The following is a 20426-nucleotide window of genomic DNA, read 5'->3' as shown; positions in this document are numbered from 1 at the left end:
ATATGTCGTGTCCATGGAGACAGCAACCATGACCACCGCTTCCCCCGCCCTTGCCGTGACCCTGGCCGATATCAAAGAGGCCGCCCAGGCTCTGGCCGGCCATATCATGGATACGCCCTGCGTCCCGTCACGCACCCTGTCGCAACTGACGGGCGCCGAGATCTGGGTGAAGTTCGAGAATTTGCAGTTCACCGCCGCCTTCAAGGAACGCGGCGCGCTGAACAAGCTGCGCAAGCTGACGGCGGAGGAGCGCGCGCGGGGCGTGGTCGCCATGTCGGCCGGCAACCATGCCCAGGGCGTGGCCTATCACGCCGGCCGCCTGGGCATTCCCGCCACCATCGTCATGCCGGAGGGCACACCCTTCACCAAGGTGGAGCGGACGGAGGAGCATGGCGCCCGCGTCGTCGTGAAAGGGGCCGTGCTGGCCGAAGCGGCGGCGGAGGCGGAGCGGCTGGCACAGGAAGAGGGGCTGGTCTTTGTCCACCCCTATGATGACGCGGACGTCATCGCGGGGCAGGGGACCATCGGCCTGGAAATGCTGCTGGCGGCCCCGCATCTGGACACGCTGGTCGTACCGGTGGGCGGCGGTGGCCTGATCAGCGGCATCGCGGTCGCGGCCAAGGCCCTGAACCCCAGGATCCGGATCATCGGGGTCGAGGTCGAAGCCTATCCGGCCATGGCCCAGGCCCTGAAGGGCGAGCCGATTCAGGTGGGCGGCGACACCATCGCCGAAGGCATCGCGGTGAAGAATGTCGGCACCAAGACGCTGGAAATCTGCCGCGCCCTGGTCGATCAGGTCGTGCTGGTCCCCGACGTCGCGGTGGAAGAGGCCGTGGCCCTGTTCCTGAATATCGAAAAGACGGTGGCAGAGGGGGCGGGCGCCGCCGGCCTTGCCGCCGTGCTGACCCATCCCGACCTGTTCAAGGGATCAAAGGTCGGCCTGGTCCTGTGCGGTGGCAATATCGACAGCCGTCTGCTGGCCCAGGTGATCATGCGCCAGCTTGTCCGCGAAAGTCGCCTGATCGCCATCCGCATCGCCATCCCGGACCGGCCCGGCGTCCTGGCCCGGATCACCGGTCTGGTGGGCGAGGCCGGCGGCAACATCATCGAAGCCTCGCACCAGCGCCTGTTCACAACCACGACCGTCAAGGCCACCGACATCGACCTGACCATCGAATGCCGGTCGAAGCGGCACGCCGAACGCGTGCTGGAGATGCTGCGAACCCGCGGTGGGTTACAAGTGCAGGTTTTGGCGGGTGGGGTGGAGTGATCTAATACCTGTCAGGTGTTCATAGTAGCACCTGACAGGTTCTAAGCTTTTCTTTTGTCGTGTGATTCAAGCTTCCAAGACGGCGCAAGCAGGGCCGTCTTGGAAGCGTCTAGCTTGTTACTGTTGTGCTTTCTGAGGCGAGTTATCTGCAATGACTCGGCTCTGGGCACCGTGCATTACCAGCACACGTTGACCAACGCCTAATGCCGGTTCAGCGCCCTGAACAATGGTAACCAGCGAGCCATTATCCGTCTCGACGACGTACTCCATACCATTCTGCTGAGTGGCCGACTCTTCAACCATCGCTCCGGCAATACCGCCCACCACAGCGCCGCCAATAGCGCCGACAATGTTGCCGCGACTTCCACTCCCGATGGCTGAGCCTGCTGCGGCACCTGCTGCGGCACCGGCTGTGCCACCAACGCCCTGTGTTCCAGCAATTTGAACGGGACGAGCATTCACGATCACGCCCCTGACTACTCGGTTGACTTGACCAACTGCACCAACAGAGTAAGTGTCTGGGGACACGTTTTGCTTGCATCCTACCAGCATGGAGGCTAAGCCAACGCCAATGATGAGAAAAATGAACCGCATAACGATTCCCTCTTAAGAAACAGGTTTCGATGCAGGGAACATTGGCTTCTTAATATCAACAGTCTCCAATTGTTGCAGAAAAGTTGAAATATTATTTTGGACTGAGCGATTTACGGACTCTCTGGCTCTAATAACGCCGGCAAGAGCGTGGCTCATTGGAGTTGATCCGGTTGATGTGATGTCTGTAGTGAATATCAAGTCGCCATTGGAGCGATCTGTGATTTCGTAGCGTGCAATGGTTTCTGTATCAAAAGTAACTCCCATTGATGGGACGTCAATTTTCAGTACCTTCACCGATATATTGACCTTCTTTGGTGCGTCATCTTTGAAAATTACCATTCTATTAAGTGCGTCTTGAAGGGACTCTTTCCACAATTGTGTAAGATTGCTGCCTGTTGATGCCGCTGTTCCGGCGCTCTCGACAAGCATTACATCGACATCGCCCTTTTGTTCATCAGGACGACCAATGGTTACAATTAATGACCGAACCTCGGCGTCCAATTTGTTTGACGACATCCCAACATTGGGTGGCGTAAAATTGAGTGGCGGCAGCTGATCTGCGCAGCCGGTGAGAAACAGCACCATTGGAACGATAATTAGTAAGGGGCGCATGCTTTTGCCTCGTTCAAAGATTGAGGCCATATAATAGTGCGAATAAGTTGGCAATCTCAATGCAAATATCGGATAAATGAAAAACTGCCCCTGAATAATACTTATGAATGTTTAATGTCTGTATTTAAGTAAATGTAGTCCACAATGAGGTCGATGTAAAATTAACTAAATGCGTTTGATGTAAAAATTGCATTCCCCTGTATGTCATCACGCTGACCGCACGATCTCCACGCCCACCGCTTCGCATTCTTCGAACGCATCCAGCTTTTCCAGGCGGATCAGGGCAGTCAGGGCGCGGTTGGGGGAGAGCAGGGCCGTGGCCAGCCGTTCGGCCAGGCATTCCAGCAGGTTGGTGTGCCCCTCCGTCACGATGCGGCGGGCGGTGGTTACCAGATCGGCATAGGTCCAGGGGGCGGTGTCGCTCGGCGCCATGGCCAGTTCAAGGTTGAGGCGCAGGCGCTGCGGCTTTACATGTTCATAATCATAGATGCCGATCAGCGTGGTCACCACCAGATCCCGCACGACCAGCACCACCTGTCCGGCATCGCGCGGCGGCGCGGCGGGGGCAGGCGGGGGCAGGGGGCGGAGCAGGAGCTGCATCATGGCCATCGTCTAACATCGGGGCCGACCGGCGGCAAGCGACGGGGACGCCGGGGCAGACCCGCCGCTTTCACGGGCTGCCCCGACTTTCGACCGCGTCCTTTAGGTTGATGGCGCCCCTTGCCTTCAATGGATAGAGTGCGCGACAGTCGGGGTGACGGCATACGGGGACATTCATGCGGTACGAACAGGACGCGGCACAAAGGGCGACGGTTTTGCGGCATCTGTCGCAATCGCTCGCTGGCGCCGTCTCCCTGTTTGAAAAGCAGGAGAATGTGAAGCTCGCTACCTTCCCGGATTTCAAGAAGGCCCGCGCCCGTTATCTGGAAATCCAGGCCCTGATCTTCACCATCACCGACAAGGCGGAAGAAGCCCCGAATCGCGGCGTTCCCACCGACCTGAAAGGGTGGCTGACCCGCATGCGGCTGCGGGCCATCGCCAGCTTCACCCGCATGAGCCTGGCATTTTTCCGCGATCCGCCAGAACTGCTGGTCCATGCCCTGGGTGCCTATGACATCCTTCAGCAGGAACGTGAAAGCCTCATGAGCCTGCTGAACGATTTCGACATGATGCTGATGGAGGCCGCACTGGACGACAAGACTTCCATGGAGCTGGACAAGGTCCGCCAGCAGATGGAGGAAATCGTCCGGCTGCTGGACATGCATCTGAAGGGCGCGCCGGCAGCCCTGCGCACCTTCGACTGACCGCCGCTTATCCGGCCGCCCGCACGCGTTCCGCCAGGAACCTGCCCTCGAACTCCGCCGCCGGGACGGGGCGGGAAATGATGAAGCCCTGGATGGTCTGGCATCCCATGTCGCACAGCCAGTCGCGCTGCGGCTCGGTTTCCACCCCCTCGGCCACGATCTCCAGTCCCAGGCGCTGACCCAGTTCCAGGATGGTCGCGGGGATGGCCACATCATGGGGCACGGTCTGCATGAAACCCCGGTCGATCTTCAACACCGTCAGGGGAATGCGGCGCAGGTGGGAGAGCGAGGAATAGCCCGTGCCGAAATCGTCAATGGCCATGCCGACGCCCAGGTCGCGCAGCGTGCGCAGCATGGCGAAATCGCCGGCAGCCTGGCTCATGGCCACGGTTTCGGTGATTTCCAGCGTCAGCAGATGCGCCGGCAGGCCGGCATTGGCCAGCGCCGCGCGCACGCGGGCCGGGAAATCGGTGTCCGCCAGTTGCCGGGGGCTGACATTGATGGATACGGGCAGGTCGCCATGCAGACGGCGCCATTGGGCCGCCTGACGGCACGCCTCGCCCAGCACCCAGTCGCCGATGGGGCCGATCAGTCCCGTTTCCTCCGCCACCGGGATAAAATCGGCGGGTGCGATATAGAGATCGTTGTTTTTCCAGCGCAGCAGCGCCTCTGCCCCGCGCAGGACCAGACTGCGCGGGTCCACCTTGGGCTGATAGAACAGCTCGAACTCGCCCCGCAACTCGGCGGCGCGCAGCCGGGCCTCCGTCCGCAGGCGGGCCATGGCCTGTTCCGACATCTCGGCGGAGAACATGCGCCAGCAGCCGGTGCCCGCCGCCTTGGCCGCATACATGGCGACATCGGCGCAGCGCAGGATCTGACGCGCGTCCTGCCCGTCGCTGGGCCAGAGTGAAATGCCCACCGATGCGCTGGGATGCAGCAGATGCCCGTCCAGGTCCAGCGGCCGTGCCAGGGTGGCCAGGATACGGTCGGCGACCTGGATCGCCTCCTTCGGTTCCTTCACATCCTCCACCAGCACCAGGAACTCGTCCCCGCCCAGCCGGCCCACCGTGTCGGAATGGCGCAACGTATCGGCCAGACGCCGGGCGATGCCCTGCAGCATCCGGTCGCCCATGTCATGACCCAGGCTGTCATTCACATGTTTGAAGCGGTCCAGATCCAGGAACAGGACGGCCAGCCCGCGCTTGGTCCGCCGCGCCCGCGCCAGTGCATGGTCCAGCCGTTCCAGCAGCAGGGCGCGGTTGGGCAGTTCGGTCAGCGGGTCGCGCGTCGCCAGTTGACGCAACTGTCCCTGGCTCTCATCCAGCTTGTCCAGCGTTTCATTGATGCGCAGGGTCAGGCGGCCCAATTCATCGGCGTCATGTCCCGCCGGCACGGCCAGACGCGTGTCGCGCGGATTATCGGGATCGATCCCGGCAATCGCCTGCTCCAACTCCACCAGCGGCCTTGTCAGGAAGCGGTGGAACACCCAGGTCAGCATCAGACCCAGCAGGATGTTGCGCACCAGCCCGCCCAGCAGGGAGGAGCCGACAAAGGCGATGTAATCCGCCGACACCCGCGCCATGTCCAGGTCGATGCGCAGGATGCCGATGGGCGGCTTGTCCCGGCCATCCGGTTGCGGGCGGTAAAGCAGACGGGTGCCCCGCGCCAGATCACCGAACACCAGGCGCCCGATGGTGCCGTTGCCGGCAGAATCAACGGGCAGGGCGCGATGACGCGACCAGAGGGGCTGTTCTTCCGATATGCGGATATCGATGCCGGCGATGGCGCCGATGGACAGGGCGGAATTGCCGATCTGCTGGGCCAGCGCCTCATCCACGTTCCAGGCGGCGGCGGCAGCACTGCCTTCCATCAGATCGAGCATCTGTTCGACCAGATCGCTGGCCTTGCCGCGTTCGCGCCATGTCGCCCAGGCGACCTCCAGCCCGCTCAATACCAGTCCGATGAGGCAAGCGGCCAGGACGGCGCGCGCCGCCTGTCTTGCCGCCAAGGAATTGCCCAGCCCCTTCAGCATCGCCCTCCCCGGAGGCTTGCGTCGGACGCCTGTCCGCCGGTGCCGTCGTCCGCCCTTTCCAGGCCACGTCACAACGCTGCGATATTCATAACGCTGCGATATTCCGTCGCGGTCATCATGCCTGAAAACCGGTTGGGATGCACAAGCAATTATTGGGGGCGCGGGGGATTATGGAAATGGCAACCATAGGGCGATTCTGGTGGCCAGCTTTTGCACTTCATTGTCGTGACAAATAATAAGGGGCCGACCCCAACAGGATCGGCCCCTTCGAATTCTTCGCCTTCATGCCCCGCAAGGGGCCATAAATCAGGAGGCGGTCTTCAGCTTGCGAAACTGCGCCCACATCGGCGACGGGTTCTTATCCAGGTCGAAGGCGCGGGTGCTCTGGGGATCCAGGCCCTGACGGCGGCATTCCAGCGCGAAGATGTTGGTATTGGCCGGGTCCAGGCCCAGTTCGTGGCAGGCGGAGTTAAAAGCGTTCTGGAAATCGGCGCTGCTCATCTTGTCACCTTCGCAGGTTGAACGATCTTCGGGTCCATCGGGCCGGTCCGGTGTCGGTCGACAGCCCCATGGCCGCTTTCCTTCACGCATCGCAGCATCGCCGACCATTAAGGCCGAATTGCGAAGCCGTTGATCCAAAACGATGGCATTCACATGACCAGATCAAATCATCGGGACATCTGTTGCAACAGCGAACAACGCATGGCGGACCCTTCTGCGTTGCGGGATGATGGGGCTGGACTGCGCCGCCCGTTGTTGATCGGCCCCGCAACGATTATGGTCGCGGCATGAGCGATCGATCCGCCCTTTACATCCTGTCCCTGGACCTGCCCGACCCGCTGGCGGCCTTTGCCGTGCTGGCCGGGGAAAAGGGGGCGATGCTGCTGGATGGCGCCGCCGCCGACGGGGGGCGGGCGCGTTATTCCGTCCTGGCCTGTGATCCGTTCAGTTGGATCGAGGCGGCCCGCGACGGAACCGTGACGCGTGACGGCGTGGCGCTGCCGGTTGATCCCTTCACCGCGCTGGAACAGGCGCTGAAACCTTTTCACCGGCCCGTGCCCGCCGGCCTGCCCGCCTTCACGGGGGGCGCGGTGGGGGTGATGGGCTATGAGCTGGGCCGCTATCTGGAACGGTTGCCGCCCCAGAACCGCGTGGGACTCGACCTGCCCGACATGGCGTTCGGGCTTTATGACACGGTGGCGGTTTTCGACCATGCGTCGGGCGGGGCCTGGGTCCTGTCGGGGGCGGAGCGGGCGGCCGATGCCGCCGCCCGACCGTCGCTGGCAAAGACCCTGGCGCATGCGCTCCGTGACAGGCTGCGCGCGGCCCCGCCGCTGGCCCGCGACAATGGCGACGGGCTGTTGCGGCGGCCGGGGTGGGGGGCGGAACTGGCCCCCGCCGATTACCGCGACCGGGTGGCGCGGATTCTGGACTATATCCGCGCGGGCGACATCTATCAGGCCAACATGACCCAACGTTTCCTGGGACGGCTGCGCCCCGGCGTCACGGCCTGGGACGCCTATCGCCGTCTGCGGCCCCGCACGGCGGCACCCTTTTCGGCCTTCCTCAATCTTGGCCGGGGCCGGGCCGTTGCGTCGGGTTCGCCGGAACGGTTCCTGTCGCTGACGGCCGACGGCATCATCGAGACGCGCCCCATCAAGGGCACCCGTCCCCGCCATGCCGATCCCACACGGGACGCGGCGCTGGCAGCCGAACTGCTGGCCTCGGAAAAGGACCGGGCGGAAAATCTGATGATTGTCGATCTGCTGCGCAACGACCTGTCGCGCGTGGCACAGATCGGGTCCGTGAAGGTGCCCAGCCTGTGGGGGCTGGAAAGCTATCGCACGGTGCATCACCTGACCTCCGTCGTCACCGGGCGCCTGAAACCCGGCCTGGGTCCGGTCGATCTGCTGCGTGCCGGTTTTCCCGGCGGGTCGATCACGGGCGCCCCGAAGATCCGGGCCATGGAGATCATCCATGAACTGGAGCCGGCGCGGCGCGGCCCCTATTGCGGGTCGGTGATGTGGATCGGCTGGGACGGGGCCATGGACAGTTCCATCATCATCCGCACTGCCGCCATATCGGGTGACATGGTGCAGGTGCAGGCCGGCGGCGGCATCGTGGCCGACAGCGATCCGGAAGGGGAGTATCAGGAGAGCCTGACCAAGGCCAAGGCCATCCTGACCGCGCTTGATCCCGCCATGGCCTGGCCCCCCGCCATCGCGGTGAATGAGGAGCAGGCGGCGTGAGCGTCATCTGGCTGAACGGTGACTTTGTCGCCGCCGACAAACCGGCCCTGCTGGCCCATGACCGGGGCCTGACCCTGGGCGACGGGCTGTTCGAGACCATTGCCGTCAAGGCCGGCGTGCCCCTGCGGCTCGATGCCCACCTGAAACGCTTGCGGGATGGCGCGGATTTCCTGGGTCTTCCCGTGCCGACGGGTGACACATCACTGCATGACGCGATCCTGGGCCTGCTGGGGGCCAATGGCCTGCACGAGGCGGCGGTGCGCTTGACCCTGACCGCGGGGCCAGGCCCGCGGGGCCTTCCCCGCCCGTCAACACCGGTTCCGACCCTGATGCTGGCGGCCGGCCGGATCCCGGCGGAGGCCCCGCCCGCGAAGCTGGTCATTGCCCGCACCACCTGTCGCAACGAAAAATCACCCCTGTCGCGGCTGAAGACCCTGAACTATCTGGACAGCATCATCGCAAGGCGCGAGGCGGCGGCGCGCGGGGCCGATGATGCGGTGCTGCTGAATAGCCAGGGCCGCGTGGCCGAGGCGTCGGCCGCCAACCTGTTCCTGTCGCTGGACGGGCACTGGGTCACGCCGCTGGTGGCCGAAGGGGCTCTGCCCGGCACGATGCGCGCGGCCCTGATCCGGACCTGGCGCGCGCAGGAGCGGGCGGTGAGCGTGGATGAACTGCGCCGCGCCGACGATATGGTCCTGACCAATGCGCTGGGGTTGCGCAAGGTGTCCGGCATCCTGGACTGACCGGCCGCCCCATCGACCAGACCGGTCCTGATATCGGGAACATGAAGCCGCTTGTCAGCGCCGTCCTTTCGCGGCAATGTCCGCGGCATTTTTCGTGGTGCGGACGGGAAAACCCGTCCCCCTCTGTGGAGCCTGGGTCAAAGTGAAAGCCATCATCCTGAGTGCCGGCCAGGGCAAACGTCTGATGCCCCTGACGGAAGACCGGCCGAAATGCCTGATCGACCTGTCGGGCCGCACCCTGCTGGAATGGCAGATCCGGGGCCTTGCCGCCGCCGGCGTGACAGAGGCCGTGATCGTCACCGGTTTCCGCGCCGATCGTGTAGAAGAGGCCCTGGCCGCCATGGATGTGCCCGGCATCACGACCCGCACTCTTTATAATCCCTTCTATGCCCTGGCCGACAACACGGCGAGCTGCTGGGTGGCGCGGGCCGAGATGGAAGGGCCGTTCCTGATCCTGAACGGCGACACCCTGTTCGAACCGGAAATCGCCCGGCGTCTTCTTGCCGGGGCCAGGAAGCCCATCACGGTCACCATCGATGCCAAGGATGGCTATGACGCCGACGACATGAAGGTGCGTACCGACGCCGATGGCAATCTTCAGCAGATCGGCAAGACCCTGCCGCTGGAGATCGTGAACGGCGAAAGCATCGGCTTCCTCTGCTTCACCGCCGAGGGCGGCAAGCGGTTCGCGGCCGAGGTGGAGCGCACCTTGCGCACGCCGGAGGGGCTGCGCCGCTGGTACCTTTCGGTGATCGACACCATCGCCAAGGCCGATGGCAGCGTCGGCACCGTTTCCATCCAGGGGTTGGAATGGGGGGAAATGGATTTTCCCGCCGACGTGGACAGCAACCGCGCCCTGACGGCCGGCTGGACCGGGCGCGGTATCGGCTGATCGCCTGTCCATATGGTTGGACCGCGGAACATTTAATTGATCCGTGTCAATGCGTACTGCCCCGGTCGCGGTCAGGATGACAAGCATCCATTGACCAGACACCGGGGGCTGCCATGCCGCACAACACATTCCGTTTCCGCGCCGAAGATGCCATTTCGCTCAATCTGATGGATCTGGCCAACATCATCGCGCACCAGTGCGAAGAGATGCTGGCGGAAGCCAGCCTGACGGCGCCGCAATGGACGGTCCTGATGAACGTGGCCGGCGACGCGAATTTCCAGGACGGCGCCCGCAACCATGACGGCATCTTCTCCTCGGAGATCGCGTCGGCCCGCGGCCTGTCCCGCCCGCATATCTCCGCGACCGTCACGGAACTGATCCGCAAGGGACTGATCAGCCAGCAGGACGACCCCCAGGATCGCCGCCGCAAGCTGCTGCGCGTCACGGCGGAGGGGTTGGAGGTGCTGCGCCGCCTGCAGCCCAAGCGCCAGGGCATCAATGACATGCTGTTGCGCGACCTGACCCAGGATCAGCGCCAGCGCATGCTGGACCTGCTGGTCACCGTCCGCCGCCGTGCCCGTGGCATCGCCGATCACGCCGCCACCCCCTTGCGCATCGCCGGCTGATCCCCAGATAGGAGCTATGCCCGACGAGAAGGGCCGGGCTGGGTTGCAGTTGCATATGTTGCGATGCAGCGCAAACTGCCTATTTATGCACCGCAAGTGCGAACTAAAGCGGCGCCTTCGCCTGGATCATGCGGTCCAGGCCAAGGGTTCTGCCACAAATTCGCCCTTATCGGTCGGTCATAAGTAGCTCGTTTTCCACTCAATGCGCGGGGTCGTCATGGCTTTGGATGTACGTCCTTTGGTCGATGGTCTGTCGGTCTCGCCGCAGGTGACGGAACAGGATATCCGCGACGCGCACAAAGCGGGTTTCCGTACCATCATCAATAACCGCCCGGACGGGGAAGAGCCGGGACAGCTCTCCTCCGCCCAGGCGGGTCAGTTGGCCCGCGATCTGGGTCTTACCTATATCTACCAGCCCGCCACAGGACCAACATTGGAACTGGTGGCCGCTGATTTTGCCGGCGCACTCGATACCGCACCGGGTCCGATCCTGGCCCATTGCCGGTCGGGCACCCGTTGCACGATTCTCTGGGCGCTCGCAGAAGCGAAAGCCGGAACGCGCGATGATGACACAATATTACGCACGGCGGCCTCTGCGGGATATGATCTGTCGGCATATGCTCCCCTGATCGCTCGATACACACAATCGCGGTCGGAATAGTGGGGGACTCCTGCTTTAGGGCATTGTGTTGACCGCAACGCTGTGAGAGTGTCGCTACCGGTTTCGGCCTTGGGGCCGATTGGTGGAGGCGACACACGAATGCTGCGCGGATGGGCCCATGGGCTCCTCGCTCTTCTGTTCATGGTCATGGCGGTCCAGGGCGGTTTGCTGCTCCGGAACGACTTCCGCGTCTCCGTGCCGAATCCCCTCGGACCCTTTCTGTATTTCATGACCGGGCAAGCACTGCCCGCCAGCCAGGCACCCGATCGTGGTGTCGAGGTGGCGGTGAGTACGTCGCGCCCGGTTGGCCATGGCAAGCGCGAGCATGATGCCGCCGGGGATGACCCCGTCACATTGCCGACACTGCTCGTCGTTGCCATCGCGCTGTTCTACGCCCTGCCGCTGCGCGGCAGTGACGTGGCGCGCGCCCTTCGTATCGGCTTGACGCCGGAAGGGCGCCATCGGGAGGCCGGGCGTTGCCCGACCGGCCCGCCGGCCTTTGCCGGATGAATAACGGTGGTGGATCCGGCCGTTTCCCGCCGCTCCATCACGTTACTGCCCTATCCCGAAATTGGCTTTGGCCGGCGTCCCTGTGGGACAAGGCATAAAGTCTTCGCCTCCGAACGCCGATACCCCTGAACGGTTCGGTTTCCTGATGGAAGCTGTGCCAGAAAGGGGTCCGGCCCATGGCCCACGCCAAATGGCTGCCACCAAAAAAAGCCGGCTTTAACCAAGACCGGTGGGTGTCACGCCCTATTGATGTGTGCTATGGCGGAAACCCCATCCCCCTGTGGATCGAGTGACCGACCGATGTCCTACCTGTCGCAATCGTCTTATCGGCGGCAACAGCCGCAGAGTTCAGGGCGGTTGGTTGGCATCGCAGTGGTTGTGCTTCTGCACGTTGGATTGATTTACGCGCTGATGACCGGCTTGGCCCGGTCGGTGGTCCAGGTGATCACCGATCCGATCAAGACGGAGATCATCGAGGAGATCGCTCCGCCGCCAGAAGAGACGCCGCCGCCGCCGCCGCCGCCTAAGTTCGATACGCCGCCCCCGCCGTTCATTCCGCCGCCCGAGGTCAACATCCTGCAGCCGCCGCCGCCGACAAGCACGGCGATCCAGGCGACGACCGCGGAACGTCCTCCGGTGGTTCAGCCGCCGACGCGCGTCCAGGCCCCGCCTGCGCCGCCGCCGACGGGGGGCAAGATCGATGTGAAGAGCCTGGCAAAGAACCGGCCCGAATATCCGGCTCAATCGATCCGTCTGGAGGAAGCGGGTACGACCGTCATGCGTCTGTATTGCAACGCTGACGGCCGCATCTCTGACGCCACGATCGAGAAGTCGAGCGGATTTGATCGCCTGGATCAGGCCTGGATGAAGGAAGCCAAGCGTGGCCGGTGGAGGTGCGAACCGCCGACCGTCGATGGCAAGCCCCAGGGCGCCTGGCTGCCGAGCATGGTCCCGCTCACCTTCCGCCTTGAAGATGCGCGCTGATCATCATCGCATCGACTCTTAATCGAAACACGTAAGTCTGAAAGCAGAGCTACGATGAACAAGCTGTTCACCCTGGCGGGCATCAGCCGCCTCGCCGCCGCCGCCGCCGTTGCCGCCACGCTGTCGGCCCCGGTCTTCGCTCAGTCCACGACCCCGGCCGAGCCGGCCCCCGCCACCACCGAGGCCGCTCCCCCCGCCGCCGAACCGGCTGCTCCGGCTCCCGCTGCCGAGGCCCCCGCTGCCGAAGCCCACGCCGCCGAGCCCGTGAACCCCTATGGTCTGCAGGCGATCGTCAGCCACGGTGACTTCGTCGCCAAGAGCACGCTGGTGCTGATGGTGATCATGTCCGCCGGCACCTGGTACATCCTGATCGTCAAGCTGATCGAACAGTCCCGTCTGATGGCCCAGGCCACCGCCGCCGAGAAGAACTTCTGGACGGCCTCCTCGGTCACCGAGGGCGCCACCCGCCTGAAGGACAATTCCGCTTTCCGCGGCGTTGTCGAAGACGGCCTGCGCGCCACCGAGCACCATGACGGTGCGCTGACCGACCATATCGATCTGCATGAATGGGTCACCATGTCGCTGCAGCGTTCGGTCGATGCCGTCAATTCCCGCCTGCAGGGCGGCCTGGCCTTCCTGGCCTCGGTCGGCTCCACCGCCCCCTTCATCGGTCTGTTCGGTACGGTGTGGGGCATTCTGAACGCGCTGGTGAATATCGGTCTGTCCGGTCAGGCCTCGATCGACAAGGTCGCCGGTCCCGTCGGTGAAGCGCTGATCATGACCGCCATCGGTCTGCTGGTCGCCGTTCCCGCCGTGCTGGCCTATAACTGGCTGACCCGCCGCAACAAGCTGGTCATGGACCGTCTGCGTAACTTCTCCGCCGATCTGCATGCCCTGCTGATCGCCGGTCAGAAGGCCAAGTCGGTCCGGAGCGCCTAACCATGGGGATGAGCGTCGGCCCCGCCAATGATGGCGAAGAATCAGTGGTGTCGGAGATCAATACGACCCCGCTGGTGGACGTGATGCTCGTTCTGCTGATCATCTTCCTGCTGACCATTCCGGTTGCTATTCAGACCATCCCCGTGAAGCTTCCCAATGAAGCCAACGTGGTGACTGTGACAAAGCCGGAAAACGTGACGATCGGTGTCGATCCGGACGGTAACATCTATTGGAATGCTACCCAGTTGCCGGATTACAACGCACTGTTCGAGCGGATGAAGGAAGTGGCGGTGCTGGTTCCGCAGCCTGAGATCCACATTCGTGGTGACAAGGAAGGGCGGTACGAGTTCGTCGGCAAGGTCGTCGTGACCTGCCAGCGGGCTGGCATCCTCAAGATCGGCTTTATCACCGAGCCTCCTGCCGGGGCGCTGAATGTCGCTCGCTGACATTCGGCCCTCCCCCGTCGGGATTGAAGGATAGGAGGCCCCCATGGGCATGAGTGTTGGACCGGGCAACACCGAGGAAGGTGGCGTCACACCGGAAATGAACACGACACCGCTCATCGACGTGATGCTGGTGTTGTTGGTGATGCTGATCATCACCATTCCGGTGCAGACCCACGCGGTGAAGCTTGATATGCCGGCTGGTCCCCCGCCGCCTCGGCCGGAGAACATGGTCGAACCGGAGATCATCACCATCGAAGTCGACTTCGACGGTACGGTCATCTGGAACGGTTCTGTTCTGAACAGCCGTGAGGAAATGGAACAGCAGATGACCCTGAAGGCCGCGCAGCAGCCGCAGCCGGAAGTGCATCTGCGTCCGAACAAGCTGGTGAAGTACAAGTATGTGGCGGCTGTTCTGGCGTCCGCTCAGCGGCTCGGCCTGAACAAGATCGGCATGGTCGGTAACGAACAGTTCATGGACTGAAATCGGTACCAGACAACAGGGGCAGGGCGGACCTTCACGGGTCCGCCTTAAACCTGCCCATTTAAGCTGATTGCATTCGGATGGCGGTCAGGTGGCTGGCCGTGTGACAACCCGTCGACCGGGAACCATCGCCAAGAGACAAGCGACCCGTTCGACCGATACCGAGATAGAGACAATGACCCGCACCCGTCTTTTTACCGCCGCCCTGTTGGGAACGGCTTTGGCCTTTGGCTCCTTCGCCGCCATCATGGCACCGTCTGAGGCCTTTGCGCAGAAGGCCGGCGGTGACAAGAAGGCGGCGGGCGATACCGTCCGCCCCGAGGTGGGCACCCCGCTGCAGGCCGCCCAGGAGCTGGTCAAGCAGAAGAAGTACAAGGAAGCGCTGGTAAAGGTTAAGGAAGCCGACGCCGTCGCCAACAAGACCCCGTTCGAGACCCAGACCGTCCTTCAGTTCCGTGTCGCCGTGGCCCAGGCCGCCGGCGATGCCGATGAGCTTGAGAAGGGCATGGAAGGGCTCATCGCCGCCGGCGCCCTGCCGCAGGCCCAGCAGTCGCAATATGCCCTGGTGCTGGCGCAGACCTACCTGAGCGCCAAGAATTACCCCAAGACCATCAATTGGGCGCAGAAGGCCATCAGCCTGGGTGCAAACGAGACCCAGGCCCGCACCATGCTGCTGGCCGCCTATTACGAGAGCAAGGATTACGCCAACGCCGTCAAGGAGATGAGCAACAAGATCAACACGGCGGAGCGGGCCGGCCAGAAGCCGACGCAGCGCGACCTGGAAATCTTGGCGAGCCTCAATCTCTCGAACAATAACGAAGCCGGCTACGTCGCCGTGCTGGAGCGTCTGGTCGCCCTGTATCCGGAAAAGAAGTACTGGGAAGACCTGCTGAACCGCGTACAGCGCAAGCCCGGCTTCAACCGCGACCGTCTGGCCCTGGATATCTATCGCCTGAAATACACGATCGGCCTGCTGGAATCCGGCGGCGAACTGATGGAAATGGCGCAGTTGTCCTTGCAGGCCGGTAACCCCGGTGAGGCCCAGGCCATCATCGACAAGGGCTATGCGTCCGGCCTGCTGGGCAATGGCCCCGAAGCCGAGCGTCAGAAGCGTCTGAAGGACATGGCCGCCAAGCAGGTCGCCGACGACAAGAAGGCCCTGGCGCAGACCGAAAGCGAAGCGCTGGCTGGCGCCAATGCCGGTCCGATCCTGCGCGTGGCCGAGGCTTATGCTGGTTACGGCCAGTTTGACAAGGCCGTGACCCTGGCGGAAACCGCCATCGCCAAGGGCAATCTGAAGAACCCCGACGACGCCCGTCTGCGTCTGGTGACCTACTATATTGCCCTGAACCAGAAGGCCAAGGCGGAAGCCACGGCCAAGGCCATCAAGTCGACCGACGGTCCGGCCGATCTGGCCCGCCTCAGCCTGCTCGCGGGCAAGGCGAAGTGATGTAAGGGGATGGGCGGTCCTTTGGGGGCCGCCCACCCCTTTAGAATTCATCCTGCCATCCGCATGCGGGGAAGCAGCCGGTTTCCCCCGTTGCCTCGGCGTGCCTGCCGGGACCCTTCGGACATCCTGATGTCGGACTTGGAACCCCTCTTCCGCCCCCGACTGCAATATCCAGAACGCGCCCTTCGTCTTCGGCGTGAAGGTCGTGTCATCGTCGAGTTTCGTATCGGCAATGATGGCGCACCTCAGGATGTGCGGGTCGTTGAGGCCATACCCCCCGGCCTGTTCGAGCAGTCGGCACTGCGTTATGCTGCAGGTCTGCGGTATCACCCGGGTGAAAAGCCGCCGCATCCGGCCGAGACAATCGGCAAGGAACGGGATCGGCAGCGGCTGGAAGTCCGGTTCGAGATGCGGGGGCAGGCCTGATCCGCGCTGTTTGTCATCGATACATCTTTCAAACTGCCTGCAGATTTCCTATCTCTATGGCGTCGCGCGGAAGCGGGCCATGAAACTGGAGAATTTCCATGGGCGCCATGAGCCTCTGGCACTGGATCATTGTTCTTGTCGTCGTGCTGCTGGTGTTCGGTGCCGGTAAGCTTCCCAATGTCATGGGTGACATGGCCAAGGGCGTCAAAGCCTTCAAGAAGGGACTGAAGGAAAGCGAGGAGGAGGCGGTAGCCGATCCCAAGCTGACCGAGACCAAGCCGGGCGAGAACGTACCGCGCTAATCCTTGGCTTCACATGTTCCGACCGGGTTCGCAAGGCCGGCCGCTTATTGCGGCCGGCCTTTGCTTTTGCGACCGGCGCTGCGCCGGTGCTACAAGGAAAGGGACTGCACCGGAGGTGTGATTGGCCGCAAGCTCGAATTGCATGATGCCGCTGGAGACATCGGTGCCGGAAGGCCGCATGCATGATCTGCCACGCCTGCTGGAACGGTTGCATCGCCGTTTCCTTGATATCGTCCGCCTGGAACTGGAACGGTTGAACAGCAGCCATGTGACCCCGGTACAGGGCCTGATGCTGCTGACCATCGGTGAGGGCAACCTGACGATCAGTGAGCTGATTGAGCGGGGGTATTATCTGGGCGCATCGGCTGCCACCAACCTGAAGGCGCTGGTGATCGCCGGGCTGGTGGAAGCGCCGGGTGAGGGGGACAGACGCACGGCCAAACTGCGCCTGACCCCCGACGGATACAGATTATGTCTTGATTTGCGCCGCCTGGAGGCCCGTCATATCGACGATGTGTACAGCGGCGCTGCGGGGAACACAGGCTTGCAGGCCGCCTACGGGTTTCTGCGCCGGCTGGAACAGGCATGGGCCGATGTGATCAGGGCCGATGCCATCGATGGGACATAAGGCGTCAATCAAGGCGCCAGGGGAAACGATCGGGAAACGGATGAACGAGAGCCGGGAAGCCCTGACCGCAGCCGACGTCCAGTATCTGGCCGGCGACCGTACACCCGAAGCGCGTATCCAGCTTCTGACCAAGCTGATGCGAACGGCGGAGCAGACATTGCTGGCCGATTCCGAGCAGGCGCTGGTCCGTGACCTTCTGTTCCGTCTTGCCCATGATACGGCCCGTCAGGTCCGGGAGGCCGTGGCCTGGCAGATCTATAACAGCCCGCTTCTGTCCGATGATCTGGCCCACGACCTTGCCATGGATGTCATCTCCGTGGCGTTCCCGCTGCTGCGTCATACGGATGATCTGGATGACAGCCTGCTGTTGGAGGTGATCGGCAAGGGCCAGGCGGACAAGCAACTGGCCATCGCCGCCCGCCGCCACCTGTCGCCCGACGTGGCGGATGCCCTGGCGGAGATGGGCAATCTGGCCGTGATCGCCACCCTGGTCGGGAATGAGGGGGCGGACCTGTCGAATGCGTCACTGCTGTCGGTGGCCGATCGTTACGCGCATGTGCCCATGGTGGCGGAACCGCTGGCCGGGCGAGCGGTCCTGCCCGCCAGCGTGGTCGAACGGCTGGTGGCCTACGCCTCCGAACGGGTGAGGGACATGCTGGTGGAGCGGCACCGCCTGTCGCCGGTCATCGCGGCCGAACTGGCGGCGCATGGCCGTGACGGGGTGACACTGACGCTGCTCCGTCCGGTTTCCGCTCCTGGCATGGATTCCGATGCGCTGGCCGCCCATCTTCACGAACAGGGGCGGCTGGGCGTGGCCTTGCTGCTGCGCAGCCTGTGCAGCGGCGATTTCGACTTTTTCGCGGCTGCCATCGCGGCCAAGTCGCGGGTGCGCAAGGCCAACGCCCTGTCCCTGCTGCTGGATGGCAAATGGGACGGTATGAAGGCTTTGTTGGACCATGCCCATGTGCCAAAGCACCTGTTCGCACCCTTCCATGTGGCGATGCGGGTGGCCAAGGCCCTGAACTATCGCGGTGGCACCCACGGACAGGCAGAATTCCAGACCGAGGCGCTGGGCCGTATTTATGCCGAATGCGGCCAGTCGGAGGAGCGGGCCATGGATAACCTGCTGCTGCAACTGTTCGATCGGAAGGAGGATGCCATGGTCGATGCCGCCATGGATGTGGCGGGCATGCCCTTCATTCCGTTACGGGGGTCGATACCCGCACGGTGACACCGGTCTGCGCAACATTCCCCATTGGCGGTTGCGGTCAGAACGCCCGGATCTGCATCTGGATCGGGCCGTCGGCGCGGCCATGGATGAACTGATCGACATATTCGTTGCCGGAATTGTCGATCTCCGACACCGGCCCCACCCAGATCAGCTTGCCCTTGTACAGCATGGCGATCCGGTCGGCGATCTTGCGGGCGCTGGCCATGTCATGGGTGATGGACAGGGCGGTGGCGCCCAGGTCCTTCACGCATTTCACGATCAGGTCATTGATGACGTCGGCCATGATCGGGTCGAGCCCGGTCGTCGGTTCGTCGAAGAAGATGATCTCCGGCCGGGTGCAGATGGCGCGGGCCAGGCCCACACGCTTCTGCATGCCGCCTGATAGTTCCGAAGGCGACAGGTCGGCGACGTCGGGCGACAGACCGACGGCACCCAGGGTGGCGATGGCACGCTCCTTGGCCTCCTTGCGGCCCAGACGCTGCGCGCCCTGGATCAGGCCGAAGGCCACATTTTCCCAGACGGGCAAGCTGTCGAACAGGGCTGCACCCTGGAACAGCATGCCGAACTTGGCCATGGCCCGTTCACGGTCGCGGCCACCGATATGGGTCGTATCCTCGCCATCAATGCGGATGGTGCCGGCATCCGGTTGAAGGATGCCCAGAATGCTTTTCAGCAGCACCGACTTGCCCGTGCCGGACCCGCCGATGATTACGATGCTTTCGCCGCGCCGGATATCCAGGTCGATCCCGTCCAGAACCACCTTCGATCCGAAGGCCTTCTTCACGCCCTTCAGCGAGATCTTGGGCACGTCCATGTCTTGCGTCAGTTCCAAGGGCGCCATGGTCATGAGAAGAAGATCCCCGTCAGCAGATAGTTCAGGACCAGGATAAGGATGGAGGCCGACACCACGGCATTGGTGGTGGCCGCGCCCACGCCCTGTGCACCGCCCCGCGAGTTGTAGCCGTGGTAGCAGCCCATCAGCGATATGACGAACCCGAAGCAGGCCGCCTTTACCAGACCGGACACCACGTCCATGAATTCCAGATACTGCCAGCTATTGTTGATATAGCTGGAGGCATTGAAGCCCAGACGGTATACGGCCACCAGATAGCCGCCGAACACGCCGATGATATCGGCCACCAGCACCAGGATGGGCAACATGGTGGTGCCGGCGATCAGGCGCGGCACCACCAGATATTTATAGGGGTTGGTCGACAGGGTGGTCAGCGCATCCACCTGTTCGGTTACCCGCATGGTGCCCAATTCGGCGGCCATGGCCGCGCCGATGCGCCCCGCCACCATCAGCCCGGCCAGCACTGGCCCCAGTTCCCGTGTGATCGACAGAACAACCACCGTGGCGATGGCGCTTTCGGCGGAGAAGCGGGAAAAACCGGAATAGCTTTGCAGCGCCAGCACCATGCCCGTGAACACGGCGGTCAGGCCGACGACGGGCAGGCTGTAAAAACCGATCTCCACCATCTGCCGGCCGATATGCCGGAAATAGAAGGGCGGGCGCAGGCAATGGGCCAGCGCGGTGAAGGTGAACAGGGCCAGACGCCCCGCCGCCTCCAGGAAGGTCAGGGTGGCACGGCCGATCGCACTGAGGAAATTCATGAACCTGGCCTTCTTCTTACCGGGACCCAACCCATCGCTAGACAATGGGGTGCCTTCTGTCAATGTCGAGGGGGCCACGGCGCGGAGGAGGCATGAGGCGGATGCCGCATTGCACCCAAGTCGGCGCCGCATGGAGCCTTTGCATTTCTTTCCATGTGAAGGTTCTTGCCGTGCCGGTGATTTCGCCTTAAAACCGAAACATGAAATCGGCTGTCGGGGTTCCCGGCGGCTGACAACCTTTTATGGATGGACGGTCCCCCCGTGATGGCGGCAGACCAGATGATGGAACAGCAGGACAGCACGGGCGTCGCCGCCCGCGCCGTTGCTGTGTCCGTCCGTTCCATCCGCTGCGGCCGCCCGGTCCTGGCCGTTGCCCTACGACTAATTTCCCCCTGAGCGCCCGATGTCGTGCCGCCATTGCCGCGGCGCGGC

General features: G+C 63.3%; 25 protein-coding genes. 18 read left to right on the top strand and 7 right to left on the bottom strand.

What is annotated here, in order from left to right; translation table 11 throughout:
• Nucleotides 1–28 precede the first annotated feature (28 nt).
• Nucleotides 29–1270, top strand: a complete 1242-nt coding sequence (locus KBA48_RS10345) for a threonine ammonia-lyase (RefSeq protein ID WP_292905903.1) — start codon at nt 29–31, stop codon at nt 1268–1270.
• 117 nt (nt 1271–1387) lie between these two features.
• On the opposite strand, the gene KBA48_RS10340 is transcribed toward KBA48_RS10345, so the two are convergent.
• The 3 genes from KBA48_RS10340 to KBA48_RS10330 all read right to left on the bottom strand — a co-directional run bounded on the left by KBA48_RS10340 (nt 1388) and on the right by KBA48_RS10330 (nt 3079).
• Nucleotides 1388–1864, bottom strand: a complete 477-nt coding sequence (locus tag KBA48_RS10340; RefSeq protein WP_292905901.1) for a glycine zipper domain-containing protein — start codon at nt 1862–1864, stop codon at nt 1388–1390.
• A gap of 12 nt (nt 1865–1876) precedes the next feature.
• Complete coding sequence (locus KBA48_RS10335) at nt 1877–2476, bottom strand: hypothetical protein (protein WP_292905900.1); 600 nt, start codon at nt 2474–2476, stop codon at nt 1877–1879.
• Between the two features lie 207 nt (nt 2477–2683).
• Nucleotides 2684–3079, bottom strand: coding sequence for a dihydroneopterin aldolase (locus KBA48_RS10330; RefSeq protein ID WP_292905899.1), 396 nt, complete (start codon nt 3077–3079; stop codon nt 2684–2686).
• Nucleotides 3080–3252: 173 nt separating this feature from the next.
• Between KBA48_RS10330 and KBA48_RS10325 the strand changes: the two genes are divergently transcribed.
• Nucleotides 3253–3780 (top strand): hypothetical protein, encoded by a 528-nt coding sequence (locus KBA48_RS10325; protein ID WP_292905897.1) that lies wholly within the window; start codon nt 3253–3255, stop codon nt 3778–3780.
• A 7-nt stretch (nt 3781–3787) separates the two neighbouring features.
• On the opposite strand, the gene KBA48_RS10320 is transcribed toward KBA48_RS10325, so the two are convergent.
• Both KBA48_RS10320 and KBA48_RS10315 read right to left on the bottom strand, forming a co-directional pair.
• Entirely contained in the window at nt 3788–5812 is a 2025-nt protein-coding gene (locus KBA48_RS10320; protein ID WP_292905895.1) for an EAL domain-containing protein, read from the bottom strand.
• A gap of 306 nt (nt 5813–6118) precedes the next feature.
• Nucleotides 6119–6313: a hypothetical protein gene (locus KBA48_RS10315; RefSeq protein WP_292905893.1), complete on the bottom strand. Its 195-nt coding sequence runs from the start codon at nt 6311–6313 to the stop codon at nt 6119–6121.
• A gap of 287 nt (nt 6314–6600) precedes the next feature.
• Here KBA48_RS10315 and pabB point away from each other — a divergent pair, with 287 nt between their 5' ends.
• From pabB to KBA48_RS10240, 15 genes are all read left to right on the top strand, one after another.
• A complete protein-coding gene (gene pabB, locus KBA48_RS10310) occupies nt 6601–8061 on the top strand; it encodes an aminodeoxychorismate synthase component I (protein WP_292905891.1) in 1461 nt (486 codons plus the stop codon).
• Nucleotides 8058–8804 carry an aminotransferase class IV gene (locus KBA48_RS10305; protein WP_292905890.1) on the top strand — a complete coding sequence of 249 codons (747 nt, stop codon included), beginning with the start codon at nt 8058–8060 and terminating at the stop codon, nt 8802–8804. The genes pabB and KBA48_RS10305 overlap by 4 nt, the downstream gene beginning before the upstream one ends.
• A 142-nt stretch (nt 8805–8946) precedes the next feature.
• Nucleotides 8947–9696 (top strand): phosphocholine cytidylyltransferase family protein, encoded by a 750-nt coding sequence (locus KBA48_RS10300; protein ID WP_292905888.1) that lies wholly within the window; start codon nt 8947–8949, stop codon nt 9694–9696.
• A 113-nt stretch (nt 9697–9809) separates the two neighbouring features.
• Nucleotides 9810–10322 carry a MarR family transcriptional regulator gene (locus KBA48_RS10295; RefSeq protein ID WP_292905886.1) on the top strand — a complete coding sequence of 171 codons (513 nt, stop codon included), beginning with the start codon at nt 9810–9812 and terminating at the stop codon, nt 10320–10322.
• 217 nt (nt 10323–10539) lie between these two features.
• Nucleotides 10540–10983: a TIGR01244 family sulfur transferase gene (locus KBA48_RS10290; protein ID WP_292905884.1), complete on the top strand. Its 444-nt coding sequence runs from the start codon at nt 10540–10542 to the stop codon at nt 10981–10983.
• A gap of 99 nt (nt 10984–11082) precedes the next feature.
• On the top strand, nt 11083–11493 hold the full coding sequence (locus KBA48_RS10285) for a hypothetical protein (RefSeq protein ID WP_292905882.1): 411 nt from the start codon (nt 11083–11085) through the stop codon (nt 11491–11493).
• A 300-nt stretch (nt 11494–11793) separates the two neighbouring features.
• Nucleotides 11794–12477, top strand: coding sequence for an energy transducer TonB (locus KBA48_RS10280; protein ID WP_292905880.1), 684 nt, complete (start codon nt 11794–11796; stop codon nt 12475–12477).
• A 54-nt stretch (nt 12478–12531) separates the two neighbouring features.
• Nucleotides 12532–13416, top strand: a complete 885-nt coding sequence (locus KBA48_RS10275; RefSeq protein ID WP_292905878.1) for a MotA/TolQ/ExbB proton channel family protein — start codon at nt 12532–12534, stop codon at nt 13414–13416.
• 2 nt (nt 13417–13418) lie between these two features.
• The gene (locus KBA48_RS10270) at nt 13419–13862 is read left to right on the top strand and encodes a biopolymer transporter ExbD (RefSeq protein WP_292905876.1); all 444 of its coding nucleotides are present in this window, start codon (nt 13419–13421) and stop codon (nt 13860–13862) included.
• Nucleotides 13863–13905: 43 nt separating this feature from the next.
• Nucleotides 13906–14343 (top strand): biopolymer transporter ExbD, encoded by a 438-nt coding sequence (locus KBA48_RS10265; RefSeq protein WP_292905874.1) that lies wholly within the window; start codon nt 13906–13908, stop codon nt 14341–14343.
• 175 nt (nt 14344–14518) lie between these two features.
• Nucleotides 14519–15793: a hypothetical protein gene (locus KBA48_RS10260; protein WP_292905872.1), complete on the top strand. Its 1275-nt coding sequence runs from the start codon at nt 14519–14521 to the stop codon at nt 15791–15793.
• Nucleotides 15794–15922: 129 nt separating this feature from the next.
• Nucleotides 15923–16219, top strand: coding sequence for an energy transducer TonB (locus KBA48_RS10255; protein WP_292905870.1), 297 nt, complete (start codon nt 15923–15925; stop codon nt 16217–16219).
• Between the two features lie 98 nt (nt 16220–16317).
• Nucleotides 16318–16521, top strand: coding sequence for a twin-arginine translocase TatA/TatE family subunit (locus KBA48_RS10250; RefSeq protein WP_292905868.1), 204 nt, complete (start codon nt 16318–16320; stop codon nt 16519–16521).
• A gap of 121 nt (nt 16522–16642) precedes the next feature.
• Nucleotides 16643–17149 (top strand): MarR family transcriptional regulator, encoded by a 507-nt coding sequence (locus tag KBA48_RS10245; RefSeq protein WP_292905866.1) that lies wholly within the window; start codon nt 16643–16645, stop codon nt 17147–17149.
• A gap of 40 nt (nt 17150–17189) precedes the next feature.
• Complete coding sequence (locus tag KBA48_RS10240; protein ID WP_292905864.1) at nt 17190–18380, top strand: DUF2336 domain-containing protein; 1191 nt, start codon at nt 17190–17192, stop codon at nt 18378–18380.
• A 37-nt stretch (nt 18381–18417) separates the two neighbouring features.
• Here the strand turns inward: KBA48_RS10240 and KBA48_RS10235 are convergent, their stop codons facing one another.
• Both KBA48_RS10235 and KBA48_RS10230 read right to left on the bottom strand, forming a co-directional pair.
• Nucleotides 18418–19227, bottom strand: coding sequence for an ABC transporter ATP-binding protein (locus KBA48_RS10235; RefSeq protein ID WP_292905862.1), 810 nt, complete (start codon nt 19225–19227; stop codon nt 18418–18420).
• Nucleotides 19224–19994 carry an ABC transporter permease gene (locus tag KBA48_RS10230; protein ID WP_292905860.1) on the bottom strand — a complete coding sequence of 257 codons (771 nt, stop codon included), beginning with the start codon at nt 19992–19994 and terminating at the stop codon, nt 19224–19226. Before KBA48_RS10230 ends, KBA48_RS10235 begins: the two co-directional genes overlap by 4 nt.
• Before the next feature lie 261 nt (nt 19995–20255).
• Here KBA48_RS10230 and KBA48_RS10225 point away from each other — a divergent pair, with 261 nt between their 5' ends.
• On the top strand, nt 20256–20390 hold the full coding sequence (locus KBA48_RS10225; RefSeq protein WP_292905859.1) for a hypothetical protein: 135 nt from the start codon (nt 20256–20258) through the stop codon (nt 20388–20390).
• Nucleotides 20391–20426: the final 36 nt, after the last annotated feature.

Source organism: Niveispirillum sp. (assembly GCF_017996735.1).
GTDB lineage: Bacteria > Pseudomonadota > Alphaproteobacteria > Azospirillales > Azospirillaceae > Niveispirillum.
This window is presented reverse-complemented; position numbering and strand designations above follow the sequence as displayed.